At 71.7% G+C, this 21,556-nt stretch carries 23 protein-coding genes; 15 read left to right on the top strand and 8 right to left on the bottom strand.

Annotated elements, in window-relative coordinates:
• Nucleotides 1-22: 22 nt before the first annotated feature.
• Entirely contained in the window at nt 23-973 is a 951-nt protein-coding gene (locus tag ABME02_RS00995; RefSeq protein ID WP_353813396.1) for a S41 family peptidase, read from the top strand.
• A 156-nt stretch (nt 974-1,129) separates the two neighbouring features.
• Here the strand turns inward: ABME02_RS00995 and ABME02_RS00990 are convergent, their stop codons facing one another.
• A complete protein-coding gene (locus tag ABME02_RS00990) occupies nt 1,130-1,681 on the bottom strand; it encodes a DEAD/DEAH box helicase family protein (protein ID WP_353813395.1) in 552 nt (183 codons plus the stop codon).
• 51 nt (nt 1,682-1,732) lie between these two features.
• Here ABME02_RS00990 and ABME02_RS00985 point away from each other — a divergent pair, with 51 nt between their 5' ends.
• Together ABME02_RS00985 and ABME02_RS00980 are read left to right on the top strand one after the other, a co-directional pair.
• Nucleotides 1,733-1,960, top strand: coding sequence for an RNA-binding S4 domain-containing protein (locus ABME02_RS00985; RefSeq protein WP_353813394.1), 228 nt, complete (start codon nt 1,733-1,735; stop codon nt 1,958-1,960).
• A gap of 35 nt (nt 1,961-1,995) precedes the next feature.
• Nucleotides 1,996-2,265, top strand: coding sequence for a hypothetical protein (locus ABME02_RS00980; protein WP_353813393.1), 270 nt, complete (start codon nt 1,996-1,998; stop codon nt 2,263-2,265).
• A 69-nt stretch (nt 2,266-2,334) separates the two neighbouring features.
• Here ABME02_RS00980 and arfB read toward each other — a convergent pair whose 3' ends face one another.
• The 4 genes from arfB to ABME02_RS00960 are packed head-to-tail and all read right to left on the bottom strand — an operon-like array spanning nt 2,335 to nt 4,523.
• A complete protein-coding gene (gene arfB, locus ABME02_RS00975; RefSeq protein ID WP_353813392.1) occupies nt 2,335-2,772 on the bottom strand; it encodes an alternative ribosome rescue aminoacyl-tRNA hydrolase ArfB in 438 nt (145 codons plus the stop codon).
• Nucleotides 2,773-2,779: 7 nt separating this feature from the next.
• Nucleotides 2,780-3,406, bottom strand: a complete 627-nt coding sequence (locus ABME02_RS00970; protein WP_353813391.1) for an N-acyl homoserine lactonase family protein — start codon at nt 3,404-3,406, stop codon at nt 2,780-2,782.
• 14 nt (nt 3,407-3,420) lie between these two features.
• Nucleotides 3,421-3,951: an SRPBCC domain-containing protein gene (locus tag ABME02_RS00965; RefSeq protein WP_353813390.1), complete on the bottom strand. Its 531-nt coding sequence runs from the start codon at nt 3,949-3,951 to the stop codon at nt 3,421-3,423.
• Nucleotides 3,948-4,523, bottom strand: coding sequence for an ArsR/SmtB family transcription factor (locus ABME02_RS00960; RefSeq protein ID WP_353813389.1), 576 nt, complete (start codon nt 4,521-4,523; stop codon nt 3,948-3,950). The genes ABME02_RS00965 and ABME02_RS00960 overlap by 4 nt, the downstream gene beginning before the upstream one ends.
• A gap of 307 nt (nt 4,524-4,830) precedes the next feature.
• On the opposite strand from ABME02_RS00960, the gene ABME02_RS00955 reads away from it, so the two are divergent.
• From ABME02_RS00955 to ABME02_RS00900, 12 genes are all read left to right on the top strand, one after another.
• Nucleotides 4,831-5,787 (top strand): DUF6807 domain-containing protein, encoded by a 957-nt coding sequence (locus ABME02_RS00955; protein WP_353813388.1) that lies wholly within the window; start codon nt 4,831-4,833, stop codon nt 5,785-5,787.
• Nucleotides 5,784-6,536, top strand: coding sequence for a cupin domain-containing protein (locus ABME02_RS00950; RefSeq protein WP_353813387.1), 753 nt, complete (start codon nt 5,784-5,786; stop codon nt 6,534-6,536). The genes ABME02_RS00955 and ABME02_RS00950 overlap by 4 nt, the downstream gene beginning before the upstream one ends.
• Nucleotides 6,533-7,648, top strand: a complete 1,116-nt coding sequence (locus ABME02_RS00945; protein ID WP_353813386.1) for a Gfo/Idh/MocA family protein — start codon at nt 6,533-6,535, stop codon at nt 7,646-7,648. Before ABME02_RS00950 ends, ABME02_RS00945 begins: the two co-directional genes overlap by 4 nt.
• Entirely contained in the window at nt 7,645-8,610 is a 966-nt protein-coding gene (locus tag ABME02_RS00940) for a family 43 glycosylhydrolase (protein ID WP_353813385.1), read from the top strand. The genes ABME02_RS00945 and ABME02_RS00940 overlap by 4 nt, the downstream gene beginning before the upstream one ends.
• Before the next feature lie 115 nt (nt 8,611-8,725).
• Nucleotides 8,726-10,027, top strand: coding sequence for an ABC transporter substrate-binding protein (locus ABME02_RS00935; protein ID WP_353813384.1), 1,302 nt, complete (start codon nt 8,726-8,728; stop codon nt 10,025-10,027).
• A 70-nt stretch (nt 10,028-10,097) separates the two neighbouring features.
• Nucleotides 10,098-11,093: a carbohydrate ABC transporter permease gene (locus tag ABME02_RS00930; protein ID WP_353813383.1), complete on the top strand. Its 996-nt coding sequence runs from the start codon at nt 10,098-10,100 to the stop codon at nt 11,091-11,093.
• Complete coding sequence (locus tag ABME02_RS00925) at nt 11,090-12,013, top strand: carbohydrate ABC transporter permease (protein WP_353813382.1); 924 nt, start codon at nt 11,090-11,092, stop codon at nt 12,011-12,013. Before ABME02_RS00930 ends, ABME02_RS00925 begins: the two co-directional genes overlap by 4 nt.
• A gap of 10 nt (nt 12,014-12,023) precedes the next feature.
• Nucleotides 12,024-12,701: a hypothetical protein gene (locus ABME02_RS00920; RefSeq protein ID WP_353813381.1), complete on the top strand. Its 678-nt coding sequence runs from the start codon at nt 12,024-12,026 to the stop codon at nt 12,699-12,701.
• Nucleotides 12,702-13,090: 389 nt separating this feature from the next.
• The gene (locus ABME02_RS00915; protein WP_353813380.1) at nt 13,091-14,380 is read left to right on the top strand and encodes an ABC transporter substrate-binding protein; all 1,290 of its coding nucleotides are present in this window, start codon (nt 13,091-13,093) and stop codon (nt 14,378-14,380) included.
• Between the two features lie 53 nt (nt 14,381-14,433).
• On the top strand, nt 14,434-16,506 hold the full coding sequence (locus ABME02_RS00910) for a beta-galactosidase (RefSeq protein WP_353813379.1): 2,073 nt from the start codon (nt 14,434-14,436) through the stop codon (nt 16,504-16,506).
• Between the two features lie 34 nt (nt 16,507-16,540).
• Nucleotides 16,541-17,242, top strand: coding sequence for a ThuA domain-containing protein (locus tag ABME02_RS00905; RefSeq protein ID WP_353813378.1), 702 nt, complete (start codon nt 16,541-16,543; stop codon nt 17,240-17,242).
• Entirely contained in the window at nt 17,239-18,336 is a 1,098-nt protein-coding gene (locus ABME02_RS00900; protein ID WP_353813377.1) for a glycerate kinase, read from the top strand. Before ABME02_RS00905 ends, ABME02_RS00900 begins: the two co-directional genes overlap by 4 nt.
• Before the next feature lie 58 nt (nt 18,337-18,394).
• Here the strand turns inward: ABME02_RS00900 and ABME02_RS00895 are convergent, their stop codons facing one another.
• The 3 genes from ABME02_RS00895 to xylA form a co-directional block, all read right to left on the bottom strand.
• A complete protein-coding gene (locus ABME02_RS00895; protein ID WP_353813376.1) occupies nt 18,395-18,655 on the bottom strand; it encodes a hypothetical protein in 261 nt (86 codons plus the stop codon).
• A 62-nt stretch (nt 18,656-18,717) separates the two neighbouring features.
• On the bottom strand, nt 18,718-20,166 hold the full coding sequence (locus ABME02_RS00890; protein ID WP_353813375.1) for a xylulokinase: 1,449 nt from the start codon (nt 20,164-20,166) through the stop codon (nt 18,718-18,720).
• A 26-nt stretch (nt 20,167-20,192) separates the two neighbouring features.
• Nucleotides 20,193-21,383, bottom strand: coding sequence for a xylose isomerase (gene xylA, locus ABME02_RS00885; protein WP_353813374.1), 1,191 nt, complete (start codon nt 21,381-21,383; stop codon nt 20,193-20,195).
• Between the last annotated feature and the right edge of the window lie 173 nt (nt 21,384-21,556).

The following is a 21,556-nucleotide window of genomic DNA, read 5'->3' as shown; positions in this document are numbered from 1 at the left end:
GCACGTTCGGCGTGGAGCGCTGTTGGGGCTCGCAGCGCTGCTGGCGCTGACCGTGAGCGGTTGCGCGCCGTCCGCTGAGGTGAGCGTGCGTGACTACGTCGATCAGGCCATCGCGGGCCTTGGTGAGGGGTACTACGCGGATTCTCCGGAGTGGGACGCGGCTGTCGCTGAGGCGCTCCCCGATCTCTATTCGGCGAAGAACATCCCCGGCACATACCGGCTTCTCTCGTCCTTGACGAAGGTCGCGGGTGGTAGCCACAGTTTCTTCTCGACGCCGGCAGATGTCGCCGCGTGGGAGCAGCCATACCCGCTCGGCCACGTGCCGGTTCCGACGGTGACCTACGACGGCTCGGTCGCGACGGTCGTGGTGCCCGGGTTCTCCAGCGCGCACCAGGACGAGGCGGACCTGTACGTCCAGGCGGCAGCGGAGATCTTCACGTCGCCTCGGGGGCGGTCCACCTGCGGATGGGTCATCGACGTGAGCGCCAACACCGGAGGTGACCTGCGGGTGATGCTCGTGGCGTTGAGCCCGTTGCTCGATGACGGCGTCGTCGAGGTGTTCCGGGAGCGTGACGGCTCCACGAGCGACGTCGTGGTACATGCCAATACCGTCTCGTGGGGAGATGAAGTCTGGGGCGAGCTGCCGTCCGAGACGACCAAGCTCACGAGCCGGCCGATCGCAATCGTTCAGAGCGGCGCGACCGCGAGCGCCGGGGAATCGGTGATCATCGCGTTCACCGGGCAGGAGGACGTGAAGACGTTCGGCTCCGCGACAGGTGGATTCACAACGGTGAACGACGGATTCGAGCTTCCGGACGGTGCCGCTGTGACGCTCTCGTTCGCCGTGATGGGAGATCGCGAGGGCAACTCCTATGAAGGCCCGTTGGCGCCCGACCGGGCACTGACGCACGGCGATGGATCATCACAAGCGGTAGCCCGAGACTGGGTTGCCGGCCAGTGTCCCGACTCCTGAATGCGGATCGGCGACGTCGAAGGGCGCCCTCTTGGCACCGGCACACTCAAATCTGCCAGGGGTGGCTGACCGGATGGTTCGCGCTTGGGGACCGCGGGTGCGTCGGAGGAGGGTCCCGTCGAGCATGTGTTCTCGCACGGCCTCGCGGGAGTGGGATCACATGTGCGCGCCGGTGGCCGTAGCCTCGAGGTCGGCCAGTCGCTGGTTCCGGTTCCCGGTGATCTCGACGACGTGCGGACGTTCGCCGACGACGTCCGGGTCGTCGATGAGATCGAGCAGGGCGTCGTTCGTCGCGTCTCGGAGCGCCAAGTGCTCGTCAGCTTCGGCGACGATCTGATCCATCGTCGTGAGCGGCAGGACGACCAGGAGGTCGACGTGCTGGAGCGCCTGCCGCGTGATCGCTGTCGAGCGCTCCAACAGATCGCGTGAGACGGACGCGCCCGCCAGGTCATCCAGGGCGTGCAGGTACGCGAGGAAGTCGACGGGTCCGCGCTCGGCGATGAACTGCTCGGGGGATTCCTCGGGGTGGAGCCGGGTTGCGGAGATGCGAAGCTGCGTGGCGAACAGGCTGGCGTTCGGGGTGTCCCACGACTCGTCCACGAGTTCGAACGGATCGGGCAGCACCGTGAACTCCGGATGGCGAAGGGAGAAGTCGGAGATGAGCGTGCTCTTCCCGCTCGCGTGGGTCCCGGAGACGACGATGCGCATGTCGCGACTCTAGGACCTGCGTCCCATGCTTTCGGTCGATAGCATTCGGGGATGACGACCGCGGCTCCCATCGAAGACGTCCCGATCGGTGGTGAGGGCATCCGCCTCGGGCAGTTCCTGAAGTTCGCTGGGCTCCTCGACTCCGGTGGAGACGTCAAGGAGGCGATCCTCCACGGCGAAGTGGCGGTCAACGGCGAGGTCGATCTTCGACGCGGACGGCAGTTGACGATCGGAGACGTCGTCAGCTTCGACGGGCACAGGGTTCGCGTCTGCCCCTGAGAACTGCGAGCCCGCGGGAACCGAGATAATGGAGGATGTCCTCCTCTGCTGAAGTCCGCACCAATCCGGCCGCCTGGGCGGCATTCTGGATCGCACTGGCCGGCCTCGTGCTCATGCCCATCCCGCTGTTCATCGGGCTGATCCTCGGCGGCGGGCTCTCGATCATCGCCGCCATCCTCGCCGTCATCGCCCTCTTCAAGGGGCTCGCGCGCAGCGGCAAGGGCATCGCTCCGGTCGTGTTCGCAGCGATCTTCATCGCGCTCACGTGGGGTGGCATCTCCGTCGGCGGCGGCGTGGTCTGGTAGGTCGGCCGGCCGGAGCATCCGCTTCGGTCGTCGATGAACGACCGGATGCCCGTCCGCAGCCCGCAGCGATCAGTCGCCGGGTGGGCGCCGCAGTCGCTTGACGTCGGTGCGCCGCTTCTTGGCCGCCAGGCGGCGTTCCTTGGCCCCACGGCTGGGTTTCGTCGCACGCCGAGTCGGTGCCGGAGGACGGAGAGCGTCGGCCACGAGGGTCGCGAGCCGTGCCCGTGCCGCGTCCCGGTTGCGCAGTTGGGCGCGGTGCTCGGACGCCGTGATCGTGAGCACGCCATCGACCACGCGACCGCCCAGGTTCGCGAGGAGTCGCTCCCGCTGGATCGCGGAGAGGGCGGCCGAGCCGGCCACATCCCAGACGAGTTCGGCTCGGGAGTCGGCGGTGTTCACTCCCTGCCCCCCGGGACCCGACGACCGCGAGAACCGCCACGACAGCTCCGACTCGGGGATCGTGAGCCGCGAGTCGACGCGAAGGCCGGGTCGGTGGACAGCGGGCATGGGTCCATCATCGTCGCTCGCGCGGCCGCCAGGGTTCGCGCTCGTGCGAGAGCCAGACGTGCTGCGGATCGAGCGAGTGGATGAGCCGCTGCCCCTCGGTGTGCGGGTCGTCGAGTTCGCCGAACCAGACCGCGGTGTCGCCGGCGATCACCACGGGGCCGGAAACGCCATCGACGACGACGATCTGCGACCCCGGGGTGTGGCCGGGCGCCGGCAGGAGCCGGATTCCGGGGAGCAGCTCGAGTTCGCCGTCGACCTCGACGTACGAGACGCCCGGGGGATCGATCCACTCGCGGATCGTGTACCCGTCCTGCGTTCGCGCGTCGTGGAGCTCCCGGCGCTGGACGTGGATCGGGGTGCCGGGGAAGAGGTGGTTGCCGCCGCAGTGGTCGAAGTGGAGGTGGGTGTTGACGATGAGGTCGACGCTCGCCAGGTCGAATCCCTGCGCGTCGAGCGGGTACGGGCGGGGATCGAGGTCGGCCGCAGCCGGGTGGAGTTCGGTGAAGCCCGTGTCGACCAGCACCCGGCCGTCGGGATGCTCGATGACGTGCGCGGAGACGGGCATCAGCTCGCCCTCGGCGATCAGGTCGGCGACGTGGACCGGCGTGACGCTGATCGGCACTCGCGCGTTCATCTGATGCGCCCCCATCACAGCGTCGCGATCGCGAAGCGGGTCGCGAGCCGGTCGAGGATCGGAACGAGGTCGCGGGCCATCTGGTCGAAGAACTCGTTCTCCCAGTCGGCGCCGCTGCCGTAGGCGCTCGTGACGACGCGGAGCACGCACGTGCCGCCGGACGCCGCCTCGATGAGGAACTCCGTGGCGATCGGGGTCACCCCGTCGAGTCCCTCGTAGACCTCCGAGAGCGGCGCGCCGATCGACTCGAACCACCGGGCCATGCCGGGAGGCAGTTCCTCGGGCCGCGTGCCGATCGGCCACGGCTCCTCGTACGCGAACCGCCGGTTCGGTGCGTACTCGGTGACCGTTCCGGTCGAGGTGAACTCGCCGAGGTCGAAGGCGACCTCGCCGCCGACGCGCGGCTCGAGCCGAGCCGGCGCCATCCACGACGAGATCCCGTCGGCGGTCGCGATCGTCTCCCACACCTGTTCCGGCGTGGCAGCCAGGTCGTAGGTGCGCTCCATCCGGTGCTCGACGCGGCCAAGTCGATCTGGCGTGCTCATGACGACTCCTTCGGTCGCGGGTAGGACGAGATGGTGAGGCGGTGCGGCCGGCCGTCGTCGTGGTGGTACTTCGCGACGAGGGCGGCGACCGCCGTCTGCAGGTCTGCGGCGAACCCGGCCCGGTCCTCAGGCGACGCGAACCCGATCACCGCGTCGACGGTGAGCGTGGGCACGCGCGTCGCGGGCGCCGCGTCGCTCGCGATCGCCCCGACCTCCGACACGGTCCGCGCGTTCACCGCGATCAGGTACGCGGCGGAGAGGCGATCCGCGATCGCCTCGGGATCGACCGCGGTGCGCTCCAGCACGTTCGGCGAGACGACGAGGTGCCGCGCCGAGCGACGCACGAAGCGCTCGCTGATCCCGCCCCAGGCGCGCGTCTCGACCGGCTCGACGAGCCCGTGCGCCTCGAGCGACTTCAGGTGGTAGTTCACCTTCTGCCGGGTCGAGCCGATCTTCGCCGCGACGGTGGTGGCCGACCCTGGTTCCGTCAGCGCGTCGAGGATCGACGCCCGGGTCGGGTCGAGCGCGACCTCCACCGAGCCGCTGTCTGCGAGCACTCGCACCTCATGCACGGGGCAAGGGTACGTTTTGACAGAAAAAGTTGTCAAGAGGTCGCGGCAGCGAGCACCGCGGCAGCGAGCACCGCGGCAGCGGTCGCGGGGCAACGGTCGTGCGACACTGGCCCGATGGGCCTCGACTGGATCGAGCACCGGCCGCTGCGTGGACGGCGAGCCGCGCGGATGGTTGGCGTCGGCCCGAGGGGCGCGAGCGCTCGTGCGCGATCCCGGAGGACGGTGTAGGCTCGGGATAGCGCTTTCCCGACCGCCGCGCGAGCACCAGCGACGCATCCCGGATCGACGACGAACCCGAAGGAGCCCGATGCCAGACCTCCGCATCGCCCGCGACGACGACCGACTGGTGATCCACGCAGACGGCGAGGTGCTCGCCGAGTACGTCTTCCGCCCCGACCACCCCACGTTCGAGTCGCCGCGCCCCTACCTCAGCCCGATCCGCACGCTCGGCGGCGAGACGGTCTCGCTCTACCGCCCGCACGACCACGTCTGGCACAAGGGCATCGCCTGGTCGCTGCCCGTCGTCGGCGACGAGAACTTCTGGGGCGGGCCCACCTTCGTGCGCGGCGAGGGCTACGTGCAGCTGCCGAACAACGGCGAGGAGCGGCACGTCGCGTTCGAGACCGGTGAGGCGGATGCCGCGGCCGGCTCCGTCGCCCGCATCCGCGAGCGCCTCGACTGGGTCACCCAGGCGGGCGAGTCGATCTTCGCCGAGGAGCGCACGCTCGCGGCATCCGTCATCGCTGGCGACGCGTGGGTGCTCGGCTTCGAGACGGCGCTCGCCAACACGACCGATCGCGCCATTCCGATCGGCTCGCCCACGACCCGCGGCCGCGAGAACGCCGGATACGGCGGCCTGTTCTGGCGCGGGCCGCGCTCGTTCACGGGCGGGCAGGTGCTCGCACCGGGCGTCGCGGGCGGCGACGAGCTGCGCGGAACGCGCGCGCCCTGGATGGGCTTCACGGGCCGGCACGACCAGACGGGCACGGCGTCGACGATCGTCATGGTCGACGACCCCGGCAACCTGCAGCACCCGCCGCAGTGGTTCGCGCGCAGCGAGGAGTTCGCGTGCCTCTGCCCGGCGCCGTTCTTCAGCGAGGAGCACGTGGTGGAGCCCGGCGCGACGATGGCGCTGCGGTACGGCGTCGTGATCGCGGACGGCGCGTCCGACCCGGCGCGCGCCGCCGAACTCGCCGCGCTCGCGATCGAGCGGCTGCCCGCCCTGCTCGGGCCCGCCGCCGCCGACACCCGGGGCGCCCCGTGACGACCTCGGCGTTCCCCGGCGCGACCTCGGTCAGCGCCCTCGAGGTCTACGACGGCGTCGCGCCCGACGGGCTCGCGGGCGGCACGCCCCACCTGCACCTCGTCTCGGCCGAGGCGTACCTCGTCGTCGGCGGCCGCGGGCGCCTGCACACGATCGACGGCGCCGGCACGTTCGCGGAGCGCACCCTCGCGCCGGGCGACCTCGCGTGGTTCGCGCCCGGCGTCATCCACCGCGCGATCAACGACGGCGGCCTCGAGATGCGCGTCATCATGCAGAACGCGGGGCTCCCCGAGGCGGGGGACGCCGTGATGACGTTCCCCGACGACGTGCTCGCGGACCCCGGGCGATACGTGGAGGCCGCGCGCCTGCCCGGGCCCGAGGCATCCGACGCCGATCGCCTCGCGGCTGCGCACGCGCGACGCGACCTCGCGGTCGAGGGGTACCTCGCGCTGCTCCGCGACGACGGCAGCGTCGACCCCGACCGCCTCGCCCGGCTCCACGCCCGCGCGGCCGACCTGGCGCGCCCGCGGGTCGACGACTGGCGCGAACGCTGGGAGGCCGGCGCGCTCGCCGTCGCCCGCGAGACCGGCGATCGCCTCGACGCGCTCGCGAGCGGCGGCGACCCGGGCCTCGCCGAGGCGCGCGTGGCCGAGGCATCCGTCGCCCCCGCCTTCGGCATGTGCGGGCGGCTCCAGCGATACGACACGACCACCGACCCCGACATCGCCCCCGACGGAGGAGCCCGATGACCGAGCAGACCGACCACCGCGCCCCGACCGCGCCGCTGCGCGCCGCCATCGTCGGCACCGGCGCCATCGCCGACGCGCACGCGCAGGCGCTGCGGGCCACGCCCGACGGCGAACTCGTCGCCGTCGTCGACCGCCACCTCGAGCACGCGCAGGCCTTCGCCGACCGGTGGGGCGGGCCCGCGGTCGCCGACTCGCTCGAGGCGCTCCTCGCGGCGGGCGAGGTCGACGTGCTGCACGTCTGCACCCCGCCGGGCGTGCACGCCGAGCAGGCGATCGCCGCGCTCGACGCGGGCGTGCACGTCGTGTGCGAGAAGCCCGCCGCGCTCGCGCTCGACGAGCTCGATGCGATGACGGATGCCGCGTCCCGCAACGACCGGCGCCTCGCCGTCGTGTTCCAGCAGCGCACCGGCACGGCCGCGGCGCACGTCAAGGGGCTGCTCGAGTCGGGCGCGCTCGGCCGGCCGCTCGTCGCGACGTGCCAGACGCTCTGGTACCGCGCCCCCGAGTACTTCGCGGTGCCGTGGCGCGGCAAGTGGGCGACCGAGGGCGGCGGGCCGACGCTCGGCCTCGGCATCCACCAGATCGACCTGCTCGCGTGGCTCCTCGGCGACTGGGCGAGCGTGAACGGCCAGCTCTGGCGGCTCGCTCGCGAGACCGAGATGGAGGACGTCTCGACGGCGACCGTCGCGTTCGAGAACGGCGTCGTGGCGTCGGTCGTCACGAGCGCGCTGTCGCCCCGTGAGACGAGCTCGATCCGCATCGACACCGAGCTCGCCACGGTGACCGTCGACCACCTCTACGGGCACGGTCACGAGCACTGGCGCATCACGCCCGCGCCCGGCGTCGACCCCGCCGTCGTCGACGAGTGGTCGGCCCTGCCGTCCGACGAGGAGCCGAGCGGCCACGACCCGCTCGTGCGCGACATCTACCGCGCGCTCGCGACGGGCGCGCCGCTGCCCTCGACGGCGACCGATCCCGCGCGATCGTTCGAGATCGTCACGGCGATCTACTCGTCGGCGACGACCGGACGCACGGTCGAGCGCGCGTCGCTGCGCGAGGACGCCGACCGGATGCGCAGCCTCGAGAGCCCCATCGTCGACCTGCGACGATGAGCACGCCGACCGACGACGCCCTCTTCCACGACCCGGTCCACGACGGCGCGACCGATCCGACCGTGATCCGCCACCACCTGACGGGGGAGTGGTGGATGTTCTACACCCAGCGGCGTGCCAGCGTCGACGAGCCGGGCGTGGCGTGGGTGCACGGCAGTCGCATCGGCGTCGCGCGCTCGGTCGACGGGGTGCGGTGGCGCTACGACGGCACGCTCGACGACCTGCGGCTCGGCCATGACGCCGACCCGTGGAACGAGACGCATTGGGCGCCCGAGGTGATCTTCGACGGCGAGCGCTACCGCATGTACCTCACCGTGATCGACGGCATCCCCGACCGGTGGGCGGGCCACGCGCGGCGGATCGTCGAGTACGCGAGCGACGACCTCGCATCGTGGCGCTTCGTCGGCGAGATCCCCCTGAGCTCCGACCGCGTGATCGACGCGTGCGTCGCGCGCTGCCCCGACGGGCTCTGGCGCATGTGGGTCAAGGACGAGGCGGATGACTCGACCACGTGGGTCGCGGCGAGCACCGATCTCGCGCCCGGCTCGTGGCGGGTGGAGGGCCGCGCGGTCGGCGGGCGGCCGCACGAGGGCCCGAACGTGTTCGAGCTCGGCGGCTGGTGGTGGATGCTCGTCGACGAGTGGCGGGGCATGGGCGTGCACCGGTCGGCCGACGCGGTGACGTGGGAGCGGCAGGGCGGCCCCGACGACGTGATCCTCGGCGCGCCGGGCCGGCGGCGCGGGGACGAGACCTTCGGACGGCACGGCGACGTGGTGGTCGGCGGCGGTCGGGGCATCCTGTTCTACTTCACGCACCCGCACTGGGGCGGGTCGGAGCTGGGGTCGACGGATGCCGCTGGTGCGCGCCGCAGGGCGATCTTCGCGGCCCCGCTCGAGGTCGTCGACGGCGTGCTGACGTGCGATCGCGACGTCGTCGTCGATCTCGGTTCGATCACGGATTGAAACGATTTTTCGGCTCGCATTGACCATTCGAGTGGATGGGGCTACATTTGGGGAAGCGCTTTCCCACCCAGCGTGAATGCACCAGGCAGACAGAGACGTTTCCGGGAGGACAACGATGTTCAACATCCGAACCCGACGCGCGGCACTCGCCGCCGCGGCGGTCACGGCGAGCGCGGCGCTCGTGCTGACGGGCTGCTCCGGCGGCTCCGAGCCGGCCGCGACCTACGACCCCGACGAGGAAGTGACCCTCAACCTCGCCTTCTGGGGCAACGACGTCCGCGCCGATCTCTACGACCAGGCGATCGCGGCCTTCAACGAGGAGTACCCCAACATCACGGTCAACTCCTCCTTCCTCGGCTTCCCCGAGTTCTGGGAGAAGCGGCAGACCGAGGCAGCCGGCGGCGGCCTCCCCGACGTCATGCAGTTCGACTACTCCTACCTCCGCCAGTACTCCGAGAACGGCCTCCTGCTCGACCTCGAGCCGTACCTCGGGAACATCATCGACACCGAGCCGCTCAGCGAGAACATCCTCTCGATCGGCGTCGTGAACGGCGAGACCACCGGCATCCCGACCTCGACCAACGCGTGGGGCATGTTCACCAACCCCGTCCTGCTCGAGGACGCCGGCGTCGACGACTTCGCCGGCGGCAGCTGGGAGGACTACAACGACTGGATGGCCGAGGTGACCGAGGCCTCAGGCGGCGAGGTCTACGGCGGCACGGACTGGACCGGTCGCATCCAGAACTTCGAGATCCAGCAGCGCGCCGGCGGCGACGACCTCTTCACGGACGAGGGCGAGCCGAACTTCACGGAGGACGACCTCGCCGCCTTCTGGGAGCAGGGCGACTCGATCCGCGAGGACGGCACGGTCATCAGCCAGCAGCAGCTCGAGGAGATCTACCCGGTCTCGGGCTTCGACGCGGCGAAGACCACGAGCGAGCTGACCTGGGACAACTTCGGCGCCGGGTACCTCGGCAACCTCGGCGAGGGCTACACCGAGCTCGGCCTCATCGCCCCGCCGGTCACCGAGGAGGGCGCGCAGGACCTCTACCTCAAGCCCTCGATGCTGCACTCGATCGCCGCGACGACCGACCACCCCGAGGCGGCCGCGACGCTCGTGAACTTCCTCGTGAACAGCCCCGAGGCGGGTGCCATCTTCGGCACCAACCGCGGCCTGCCCGCGTCGGAGACCATGCTCGAGGGCGCTGAGCTCGACCCGCTGGGCGAGCAGATCCGCGCCTACGAGGAGTCGATCAGCGACCGCCTCGGCGACGCCCCGCCCGTGCCGATCGTCGGCTACGGCACCCTCGAGGAGAAGTTCCGCCAGCTCGGCACCGAGCTCGGCTTCGGCACCCTCACCGTGGACGAGGCCGTGAGCCAGTTCTTCTCCGAGATGGACGTCGTCCTGAACCAGTAGGGATCCTCCGGGTCCGGGCCCAGACGGCCCGGACCCGGGGTACCCTCGGCACGGAACCGGGAGAGAGACCATGAGCACCACCCTGACGAGAGCGATCGTCACGGCCGATCGGGAGAAGCGTCCGCGCCTCCTGGGCCGTCGCGGCCCCGAGACCCCCACGCGGCACGGGCTGAAGGTCCGCAACCGTCGTGAGACGGCGACGGGCTACACCTTCCTCCTCCCGTGGATGATCGGCTTCCTCGGCCTCACCCTCGGGCCGATGATCTACTCGCTCTACCTCGCGTTCACGAAGTACAACCTGTTCACCGAGCCCGAGTGGATCGGCCTGGACAACTTCGTGCGCATGTTCACGGAGGACCCGCAGTACATCCAGTCGGTGCAGATCACGCTCGTCTACGTGCTCGTCGGCACCCCGATCAAGCTCGCCGCGGCCCTCGGCGTCGCGATGCTGCTGAACTACCGCGACCGCGGGTCGACGTTCTTCCGTTCGTCGTTCTACGCCCCGTCGCTGATCGGCGCATCGGTGTCGGTCGCGATCGTGTGGCGGGCGATGTTCTCCACCGACGGCCCGGTCGACAACACGCTCAGCTTCTTCGGCCTCGACATCGGCGGCTGGGTCGGCAACGTCGCCCTGGTGCTGCCGATGATGATCCTGCTCGCGGTGTGGCAGTTCGGCGCCCCGATGGTGATCTTCCTCGCCGGCCTGAAGCAGGTGCCGCGGGAGCTCTACGAGGCGGCCGAGGTCGACGGCGCCGGCCCGATCCGGAAGTTCCGGTCGGTGACCTTCCCGATGCTCTCCAGCGTGATCTTCTTCAACCTGCTGCTCGAGCTGATCAACGCGTTCCAGGTGTTCGCGTCGGCCTACATCATCTCCAACGGCTCCGGCGGCCCGGCGGGCATGACGAACTTCTACACGGTCTACCTGTACAAGCGCGGCTTCGCCGACCTGCAGATGGGCTACGCCGCCGCGATGGCGTGGGTCCTCGTGATCGTGGTCGCGATCATCGCCGCCATCCTCTTCAAGACCCAGAAGTCGTGGGTCCACTACGCGGGAGACAACCGATGACCACGTCGACCAGCGAGATCGCCCGTCCCGAGTTCCTCGAGATCGAGCTCGACCAGAAGCCCGCCCCCGAACGGCGCCGCATCAAGCGCAAGACGATCAACACGATCATCTGGTTCGTGGTGCTCGCCGCGCTGACCGCGATCGTGCTCTACCCGCTCGTGTGGCTCTTCATCGCCACGTTCAAGCCATCCAGCGAGTTCGGCCAGAACCCCGGCCTGATCCCCGACAACCCGACGATCGACAACTACTTCAAGGTGCTCGAGGGCATCGCGGGCGTGCCGCTCTGGCGGTTCTTCGCGAACTCGACCTTCATCGCCGTGATGGCCGTGATCGGCACCCTGTTCTCCTCGGCGCTGGCCGCGTACGCGTTCGCCCGGGTGCAGTTCAAGGGCGTCGGGATCCTGTTCGCGGCCATGATCGGCACGCTGCTGCTGCCGTTCCACGTCGTGATCATCCCGCAGTACATCATGTTCCAGAAGCTCGAACTCGTTGACACGTACTGGCCGCTGATCCTGCCGAAGTTCCTCGCGACCGAGGCGTTCTTCGTCTTCCTGATCGTCCAGTTCATCCGCAACATCCCTCGCGACATGGACGAAGCGGCCCGGATCGACGGTGCCGGGCACTGGCGGACCTTCTTCTCGATCATCCTGCCGCTCATCAAGCCCGCCCTGATCACGTCCGCGATCTTCACGTTCATCTGGACCTGGAACGACTTCCTCGGCCCGCTGCTCTACGTGAACAGTCCCGAGCAGTACCCGCTCCCGGTCGCCCTGCGCCTCTACAACGACCAGACCTCGACGTCGGACTACGGCGCGACCGTCGCGGTCTCGTTCCTCGCGCTGCTGCCGATCCTGATCTTCTTCATCGTCTTCCAGCGCTTCCTCGTCGACGGCGTCGCCACCCAAGGGCTCAAGGGCTAGGGGCGAGCGGATGTCACGGGCAGGCGGTCGCGCGGAACGCGACGCGCGCCGCGCCGAGCGATCGGGCTCCGGTCCGGTCCGCTCGGGCGCGGCGCCCGCGCGGTTCCCGGGCGCCACGAGCGCGTTCGGGCTGCTCGGCGAGGTGCTCCTCGTGGGCGTGCTCGTCGCGCTCGTGTCCATTCCGCTCGTGACCATGCCTGCGGCGCTCGCGGCCGGCGTCCGGCACCTCCGGCGGTACCTGCTCGCGGAGGGCTCGGGGCTCGGGCTCTTCTGGGCCGACCTGCGGGCCGCGCTCCCCGGCGGGATCGGCGTGGGCGCGGCATCCGTCGCGTTGGTGCTCGTGCTGCTGCTCGACATCGACCTCGCGAACAGCGGCGCGCTCCCCGGCGGCCCGGTGGTCGCGGCGGTCGGCTGGCTCGGCCTCGCGGCGCTCGCCCTGGCGCTCTTCACGGCGGCGGGTCTCTGGACGCCGAAGCTCGGCTGGCTGGGCGCACTGCGCGCGGTGCCGCGCGCCGTGGCGGGCGACCCGGTCGGTGCGGCGTACCTCGTGGCCTCGGCGGTGTTCGCCGTCGTCGTGACCTGGCAGCTGTTCCCGCTCGTCGTGCCCGCGCTCGGCTGCGTGGCGCTCGCGATCGTGGCCGTGCCCGAGCGGCCGCGGCGGCGGCATCGCGACGGCGTCGACGCCTGACCCGCCCCTGACTGACGCCCGTCCAGGCGGCGGGCCGTCCGGAGCGGCACGGACTGCGTCGGTCGCCCGACGACCCGAGCGGCCGCGCGTACCGGTCTCGACGACCGTCGGGCGGGGTGGGAAGCCCGTCCGGCGGGGCCGCGCGGTGCACGTCCGGCGCGCTTCGGGAGGAAGATCTCGCCGGTGCGCGGCCTGTCGGCCCGCGCTCGGCGGCGTGTCGAGCAGGAATTCCTCCCGAAGCCCGGCCGGGAGTCGGGGAGATGGCCGGACCGGGCTCGTCAGGGCGGGGCGAGATCCCGTCCTTGACGATTGAATCGTTGCACGCTAGTGTGCGGGGAAGCGCTTTCCCAGAGTGCGGCACCACCCCACCCACAGCACGGAGGACGACGATGTTCACGAGGAAGAACGGCCGGCACTGGCTCACCGCGGCGGCGGTCACGGGGGCAGCGGCCCTCGCACTGACCGGATGCGCGGGCGGCGGCGACGCCGGCGGCGAGTACGACCCCGAGGAGGAGGTGACGCTGAACTTCACCTGGTGGGGCAATGACGACCGCGCCGACCGCTACGGGCAGCTCATCGAGGCCTTCGAGGCCGAGCACCCCAACATCACGATCGACGGCACCTTCACCGACTTCCCCTCGTACTGGGAGAAGCGCAAGACCGAGGCGGCGGGCGGCGGCCTCCCCGACGTGTGGCAGTTCTCCGACTCCTACCTCCGCGAGTACGCTGAGCCGGGCCTGCTGCTCGACCTCGACACCGTCGCCGAGTACATCGACTTCGACGCGTTCGACGACGGCCTGAAGCAGACCGGCCAGCTCGAGGGCACCCAGTACTCGCTCCCCACCGGTTACAGCTCGTGGGCGGTGTTCCTCAACGACGGCCTGCTCGAGGAGGCCGGTGTCGAGCCCTACGCGGGCGGCACGACCTACGACGAGTACACCGAGTGGATGGCCGAGGTGACCGAGGCCACCGGTGGCGAGGTCTACGGCGGCACCGACATGACCCAGCGCATCCAGACGTTCGAGAACGTGCTCCGCGCCGAGGGCGACAACCTCTACACCGAGGACGGCGAGCTCGGCTTCACCGAGGACCAGCTGCGCGACTTCTGGAACTCGGGCGCCGAGGCGCGCGACGGCGTCGCGATCCCGCAGCAGCAGCTCGAGGAGATCGCCCCCATCTCGGGGTTCGGCTCGAACCGAACGGCGAGCGAGGCGAGCTGGAGCAACTTCCTCGGCGGCTACCTGGCCGACTCCGGCGCCGAGTCCGTGACCCTCGTGGCCCCGCCGCTCGACGTGCCCGGCGGCACCGACCTCTACCGCCAGGCCGGCCTCCAGGTGGCGATCTCGGAGGACACCGAGCACCCCGAGGCGGCCGCGATGTGGCTCGACTTCGTCGTGAACAGTGAGGAGGCCGGTGAGGTCTTCGGCACCACGCTCGGCTTCCCCGCCTCCGAGACGAAGCTCGCCGGCACGACCCTCGAGGGCGTCGACGCGCAGGTCGCCGACTACCTCGACTCGGTCGCCGACCGCATCGGCGACGCGCCGCCGGTCCCGGTCGTCGGCTACGGCTCGCTCGAGCAGACGTTCTGGGACCTCGGCAAGTCGATCGGACTCGGCGCGATCTCGGTCGACGACGCGGTGAGCCAGTTCTTCAGCGAGGCGCAGGTGATCCTGGGCTGACCTGATCCGGCCCCGTGGGCGCCGGTTCCCGTACGGGGGCCGGCGCCCACGGCATGATGCAGAGCTGCGGCGGCGGGCCGGAGGCATCCGCCCGCCGCTCGAAGACACCCGAGGAGGACACCGACGTGCAGTACGGCGCCGACTACAACCCCGAGCAGTGGCCCGAGGAGATCTGGCCGGAGGACGTCGCGCGCATGCGCGAGGCCGGCGTCACGATGGTCAGCCTCGGCATCTTCTCGTGGTCGCGCATCCAGCCCCGCGAGGGCGAGTTCGACTTCGGATGGCTCGACCGGGTCATCGACCTGCTGCACGAGGGCGGCGTCGCGGTCGACCTCGCGACCGCGACCGCCTCGCCTCCGCCGTGGGCCACGGCCGCCTACCCCGAGATGCTCCCGCAGGACGAGGACGGCGCCACCTACTGGCCGGGCAGCCGTCAGCAGTTCGCGCCCTCGTCGCCGGTCTACCGCCGCCTCGCGGCCGAACTCGTCACGGCGCTGGCCGAGCGCTACGCCGACCACCCCGCGATCGTCATGTGGCACGTGAACAACGAGTACGGTTGCCACCTCAACCACGACTACTCGGATGCCGCGCGCGACGCGTTCCGCCGCTGGCTCGCCGACCGCTACGGCGACGTGCAGGCCCTCAACGAGGCCTGGGGCACGGACTTCTGGTCGCAGCGGTACCAGGCCTTCGACGAGGTGTTCCCGCCGCGCAAGGCGCCATACTCGCGCAACCCGGGGCAGGAGCTCGACTTCCGCCGGTTCACGAGCGACATGCTGCTCGAGTGCTACCTCATGGAGCGCGAGATCATCCGCGCCGCGGGCGCGACGCAGCCGATCACGACGAACTTCATGGGCGCCTTCAAGCCGGCCGACTACGGCGCGTGGGCCCGGCACATGGACGTCATCAGCGACGACTGCTACCCCGACCCGAACGACCCCGAGTCGTTCCGCGCGGCCGCGTTCCAGCGCGACCTGGTCCGCTCGCTGAAGCCCGAGGTGCCGTGGATCCTCATGGAGCAGTCGACGAACGCCCTCAACTGGCGCCCGACGAACGCTCCGAAGGCGCCGGGGCAGATGGCGGCGCTCAGCGCGCAGGCGATCGGGCGCGGCGCCGACGGCATCCTGTTCTTCCAGTGGCGGCAGTCGCGGGCGGGCTCCGAGAAGTTCCACTCGGCGATGCTCCCGCACGCCGGCACCGAGACGCGCACCTGGCGCGAGGTCGTCGCCCTCGGCGGGACGCTGGCCGCGCTGCCCCCGCTCCCGGCCGGTGACGCGACGGCCCGCGATGCACGCGTCGCGCTCGTCTTCGACTGGGAGAACTGGTGGGCCGTCGAGGCGTCCGACCACCCGCAGAACGCGCTCGACTACGTCGCGGTCGTGCAGCGCTGGTACCGGGCGCTGCATCGACGTCACATCCAGGTCGACATCGTGCCGGCCGCGCGGGTGGGCGAGGGCTACGACGTCGCGATCGCGCCGCTGCTCTACCTGGTGCGAGAAGCGGATGCCGCCGCGCTCGCCTCGTTCGTCGAGGCGGGCGGGCACCTGCTCGTGGGGCCGTTCAGCGACCTCGTCGACGAATTCGACCGCTTCCGCGACGGCGGGTTCGCGACGCAGCTCGGGCCGCTCTGCGGCATCCGCATCGAGGACTTCGGCGCGCTCGTGCCGGCCGATGCCGCGCCCGGCGTGCCGGGCGAGCGCACGGCGCCGTTCGCGGGCGACGGCATCGCCGGAACGGGCACGCTGCTCGCGGAGGAGGTGCACGCCGCCGGCGGCGCGCACGTCGAGGCATCGTTCACCGAGGGTCGCCGCGCCGGCGGCGCCGCGCTCACGCGGCGCGAGGTCGGCGACCACGGCGGCACCGCCCGCTACCTCGCCACGATCCCCGACGAGGCCGGCGCGCAGGCGCTCGTCGACCGACTCCTCGCGACGACCGGGGTGGAGCCGGTCGTCGCGGGGCTCCCCGAGCACGTCGAGGCGGCGCGCCGCGGCGCGCTCCTCACGCTCGTCAACCACGGCGGACCGGCCGTGGAGGTCGAGGTGGCGGGGACCGACGCCGTGCGCGGCGATCGGGTCGACCGGGTCCGGCTCGACGCGTACGACTGGGCCATGGTGGTCGTCGACTGAGGGTCGTACGATGCAGCCGAACGAGGAGGTTCCGATGCGCGCCATGATCCTGAGTGGAGCCGGGCGGTACGCCGACCCGTGGCATCCGTACGCCGAGACGAGCGCGCGCCTGGCCGAGCTCGTCGCCGACGCCGGCTTCGAGGTCGAGATCCGGGAGGACGTCGATGCGGCGCTCGGCACGCTCGGAGACGACGTGACCCTGCTCGTCGTGAACGCCGGCGACCCGGATCGCTCGAGCATCGACGGCGAGCCGCTGCCGGCCGACGCCGAGCCGGCCGCGGTCGACGACGGCCCGCTGGCCGCCGCGCTCGACCGGGGCATCGGCATCCTCGCCGTCCACGCGGCCGCGTCGAGCCTGCGCGAGGTCGAGGCGTTCGACCGCGCGATCGGCGGTCGATGGGAATGGGACGTGTCGTGGCATCCGCCGTTCGGCGACGCGCGCGTGCACCTCGTCGGCAACCACGCCGTCCGCGAGGGCCTCGACGACTTCGCGCTCGAGGACGAGCGCTACAGCTCGCTGCTCCTGCACGACGTGATCGAGCCCATCGCGGAGCACGAACAGGACGGCATCCGGCACCCGCTCGTCTGGGCCCGGGAGATCGGCCCGTCGCGCCTCGTGTACGACGCGCTCGGCCACGACACGCGGTCGTACGACTCGCCCGGGCACCGCGCGCTCATCGCCAACGCGATCGACTGGCTGCGCCGCGTGCCGGCACCCACGGCGGGCGCCGCGTGAGCCGCCGCGTCGTCATCGCACCGGACTCGTTCAAGGGCACCACGACCGCCGCCGAGGCCGCCGAGGCACTCGCGCGCGGCTGGCGTTCGGTCGCCCCCGACGACGAGCTCGTGCTGAAGCCGATGGCCGACGGCGGCGAGGGCACGCTCGACGCGTTCGAGGCGTCGGTCGCCGGCGCCGTCCGCGTGCCCGTCACCGTCAAGGGCCCCGACGACCGGCCGGTGGATGCCGCATGGCTGCGGCTGCCCGACGGCGGCGCGCTCGTCGAACTGGCCCTCACGAGCGGCATCACGCTGCTCGACCCGCTCCGCCCGTTCGACGCGCACACCATCGGATTCGGGCAGGCGATCGCGGCGGCACTCGACGGCGGCGCGAACCGGGTGCTCCTCGCGATCGGCGGCAGCTCGTCCACCGACGGCGGCGCCGGCGCGCTCGCTGCGCTCGGCGGGCGGTTCCTCGACGCCGACGGGTGGCCGGTCCCCGCCGGCAACCGGGGACTCGGCGCGATCGTGCGGGTCGACCTGTCGGGCCTGCGCGAACGGCCCGCCGGCGGTGCCGCGATCCTCAGCGACGTCACCAACCCGCTGTTCGGCCCGTTCGGCGCCGCCGCGATCTTCGGACCCCAGAAGGGCGCGACGCCCGACGAGGTCGAGCCGCTCGAGCGGAACCTCGGCCGGCTCGTGCGCGCGATGCCCGACCGCGCGGCGTTCGCCGATGCCGCCGGGGCGGGCGCCGCGGGCGGCACCGGGTTCGGGCTGCTCGTGTGGGGCGCGCACATGGCCGGCGGCGCCGCGGCGGTCGCCGACGCGATCGGGCTCGCCGAGGCGCTCGACGGCGCGTCGCTCGTCATCACGGGCGAGGGCCGGTTCGACGGGCAGTCCGCCGCCGGGAAGGTGCCGAGCGAGGTCGCCGCGCGCGCGGATGCCGCCGGCGTGCGCGTCGCGCTCGTGGCGGGCGCGATCGACGCCGATGCGTCGGCGTTCGCGGCATCCGCGTCGCTGACCGACCTCGCCGGCGGGGGAGCGGCCGCCATGGCCGACCCGCTCCGCTGGCTGGAGGCCGCGGGCGCGGAACTGGCACGTCCGGCCAGCTGAGCCGAGGCGCACTCGACCGCTCGCGCGGGCTCGCGCCCGCGCGAGATCGACGCGAGGCTCAGACCTTGTGCTTGCCGGGGTGCGGCTTCGGCGGCTCCTCGCGCGTGTACTCCCCGTGCTCCTCGGACGCCGGGTGGACCTCCGGGTGCTCGGCCGTCGAGGTGTAGTCGCCGACGACGGACTCGTCCTCGTCGACGCCGTTGCGGCGCGTGTACTCGCCCTCGACGGTCCGCTTCCGCGGTGCCTCGCCCTCGACCTCGGTGTACGTTCCCTCGACGTCGTCGGGATCGGTTCCGCGGGCCTCGTCGGGTTCGGACATCATCATCGATCCTCCTGGTCGGTCGGAGGGGCGTCGTCGGACGGCGACGTCCACGTCCCATGCTACGCGCCGACGTCGGGTCCCGCCGGGTCCGACGACCCTGAGGCGGAGGAGTGCGCCTGTGCGCTCGCCTGTGCGTAGCGTGCGCGGATCGCCGGGCGGGTGTCGACCGGCAGCGGATCACCGGCCTCGATCGGCCACGCCGGTCGCTCGCCGGTCAGCGCCCACGCCGCCTGCCGTGCTGCGCCGTCCGCGACGTACTCGCCCGGGGTCGGCACCACGACCGGGACGTCGAACACCTGCGTCGCCGCGAGCTGCACGGCCGGGTTCTGCGCCGCCCCGCCGATGATCAGGATGCGCTGCGCCGCCACGCCCTGCCCGCGGACCGCGTCGAGCCCGTCGGCGAGCCCGCACAGCAGGCCCTCGACCGCGGCGCGCGCGATCGACGGCCTGGTCGTGTTCGCGAGCGTGAGCCCCGAGAGCGAGGCGGTCGCGTCGGGGAGGTTCGGAGTGCGCTCGCCCTCGAAGTAGGGCACGAGCACGGCGCCGGATGCGCCGGGCTCGGCCTCGAGGGCCAGCCGGCCGAGTTCCGCGTGGTCGACGCCGAGGAGCCCGGCGGTCGCGTCGAGGACGCGCGCGGCGTTCAGCGTCGCGATGAGCGGCAGGAATCGCCCGGTCGCGTCGGCGAAGCCCGCCACGGTCCCCGAGGGGTCGGCGACCGGGGCATCCGTCACGGCGAACACCGTGCCGCTCGTGCCGATCGAGACGACCACGTCACCGGGGGCCGCATCGAGCCCGAGCGCGGCGCCGGCGTTGTCGCCCGCGCCCGGCCCGACGAGGATGCCGTCGGGCGTCCGGCCCGCCGCCTCACCGGGTCCGAGCACGCGCGGGAGGATCGCGTCGTGCCCGAGCGCACGCACCAGCAGGTCGCGGTCGTAGCCGTCGGCGCCCCAGTACGCGGTGCCGCTGGCGTCGGAGCGGTCGGTCGCGAGCTCCTCGAGCACCGGCCCGAGCGGTGACTCATCGGCGGGCCCGAAGCCGCGCAGCCGCCAGGTGAGCCAGTCGTGGGGGAGCGCCACGGCCGCGATGCGCGCCGCGTTCCCGGGTTCGGCGTCGCGCAGCCATCGCAGCTTCGTCGCGGTGAACGAGGCGACGGGGACGACACCGGTCCGCTCGGCGTACGCCGCGGCCCCGACCTCGTCGATGAGGTCGCGCGCGGCCTGCGCGGAGCGCGTGTCGTTCCAGAGCAGGGCATCGCGGATGACCCGGCCCTCCGCGTCGAGCACGACCATGCCGTGCTGCTGACCGGCGATCGAGATCGCCGCGACGCCCTCGAAGCCGCCGGCGTCGGCGAACGCGGTGAGGAGCGCGCCCCACCAGGCGGCGGGGTCGACCTCGGTCCCGTCGGGGTGGGCGGCGCGGCCGGAGCGCACGAGCGCCCCGGTCGCGGCATCTCGGATCACGACCTTGCACGACTGCGTCGACGAATCGACGCCGGCGACGAGCGTCATCACATCATCCCCAGCGACGTCGGGGGTCAGCGCGCGCCGAGCAGGTGCTCGGTGGCGAGCTGCTGGAGGCGGACGAAGCCGAAGCCCTTGCCGCCGAGGTAGGCCGACGGGTCGAAGTCCTCGTACGCCGAGCGGTCGGCGAGGAAGTCGTCGTAGGTCTCGCCCTCGCCGAGGGTCGGCTGCGCGAGCTCGTCGACGCGCGCCGCCGCGAGCGCCTCCTGCACCTCGGGGTCGGCGCGGAACGCCGCCGCCCGCTCCTTCAGCAGCAGGTAGGTGCGCATGTTCGCCGCGGCCGACTCCCACACGCCGGTCTCGTCCTCGGTGCGCGAGGGCTTGTAGTCGAAGTGGCGCGGGCCGTCGTAGGCCGGCACGCCGCCGGGGCCGCCGTGCTCCAGCAGGTCCACGAGCGCGAACGCGTCGTGCAGGTCGCCGTGGCCGAACACGAGGTCCTGGTCGTACTTGATGCCGCGCTGGCCGTTGAGGTCGATGTGGAAGAGCTTGCCGTGGTAGAGCGCCTGGGCGATGCCCGCGGCGAAGTTGAGGCCCGCCATCTGCTCGTGCCCGACCTCGGGGTTGAGGCCCACGAGCTCGGGGCGCTCGAGCGAGTCGATGAAGGCGATCGCGTGGCCGAGGGTCGGCAGCAGGATGTCGCCGCGGGGCTCGTTCGGCTTCGGCTCGATGGCGAACCGGATGTCGTAGCCCTTGTCGGTGACGTAGTCGCCGAGCAGGTTCACGGCCTCTCGGTAGCGCTCGAGGGCCGAGCGGATGTCCTTGGCCGAGTCGTACTCGGCGCCCTCGCGGCCGCCCCACATGACGAACGTCTTCGCGCCGAGCTCGGCGCCGAGGTCGAGCTGGCGGAACACCTTGCGGAGCGCGAAGCGGCGCACCTGGCGGTCGTTGGAGGTGAAGCCACCGTCCTTGAAGACGGGCGCCGAGAAGAGGTTGGTCGTGACCATCGGCACGATGACGCCGGTGTCGGCGAGCGCGCCCTTCAGCCGGTCGATCTGCGTCTGCCGCTCGGCGTCGGAGGAGCCGAAGGCGAACAGGTCGTCGTCGTGGAAGGTGAGGCCGTAGGCGCCGAGCTCGGCGAGCTTCTCGACGACGTGCACCACGTCGAGCGCGTTGCGGGTGGGGCCGCCGAACGGGTCGGTGCCGTTGTAGCCCACGGTCCAGAGGCCGAAGGAGAACTTGTCGTCGCGGGTGGGCGCGCTGGCCATGGGTGATCCGCCTTTCAGCGTCATCGATGATTTGTTGGCGAGATAAACATAACCGGATGTCGCGCCGGCGGCAAGTCCGGCCCGCCACGCCGAGAGCCATTTGTTCTTGAATTCGACAAAACACTTGCGAAACGCTTCGACACCTGCGTAGAGTCCCATCGCAATCAGTCGAA

Origin of the sequence: Agromyces zhanjiangensis (genome assembly GCF_040496055.1) — a bacterium.
Lineage (GTDB): Bacteria > Actinomycetota > Actinomycetes > Actinomycetales > Microbacteriaceae > Agromyces > Agromyces zhanjiangensis.
Note: the sequence above shows the minus strand (reverse complement) of the source record. Positions and strands in the feature narration are given on the sequence as shown.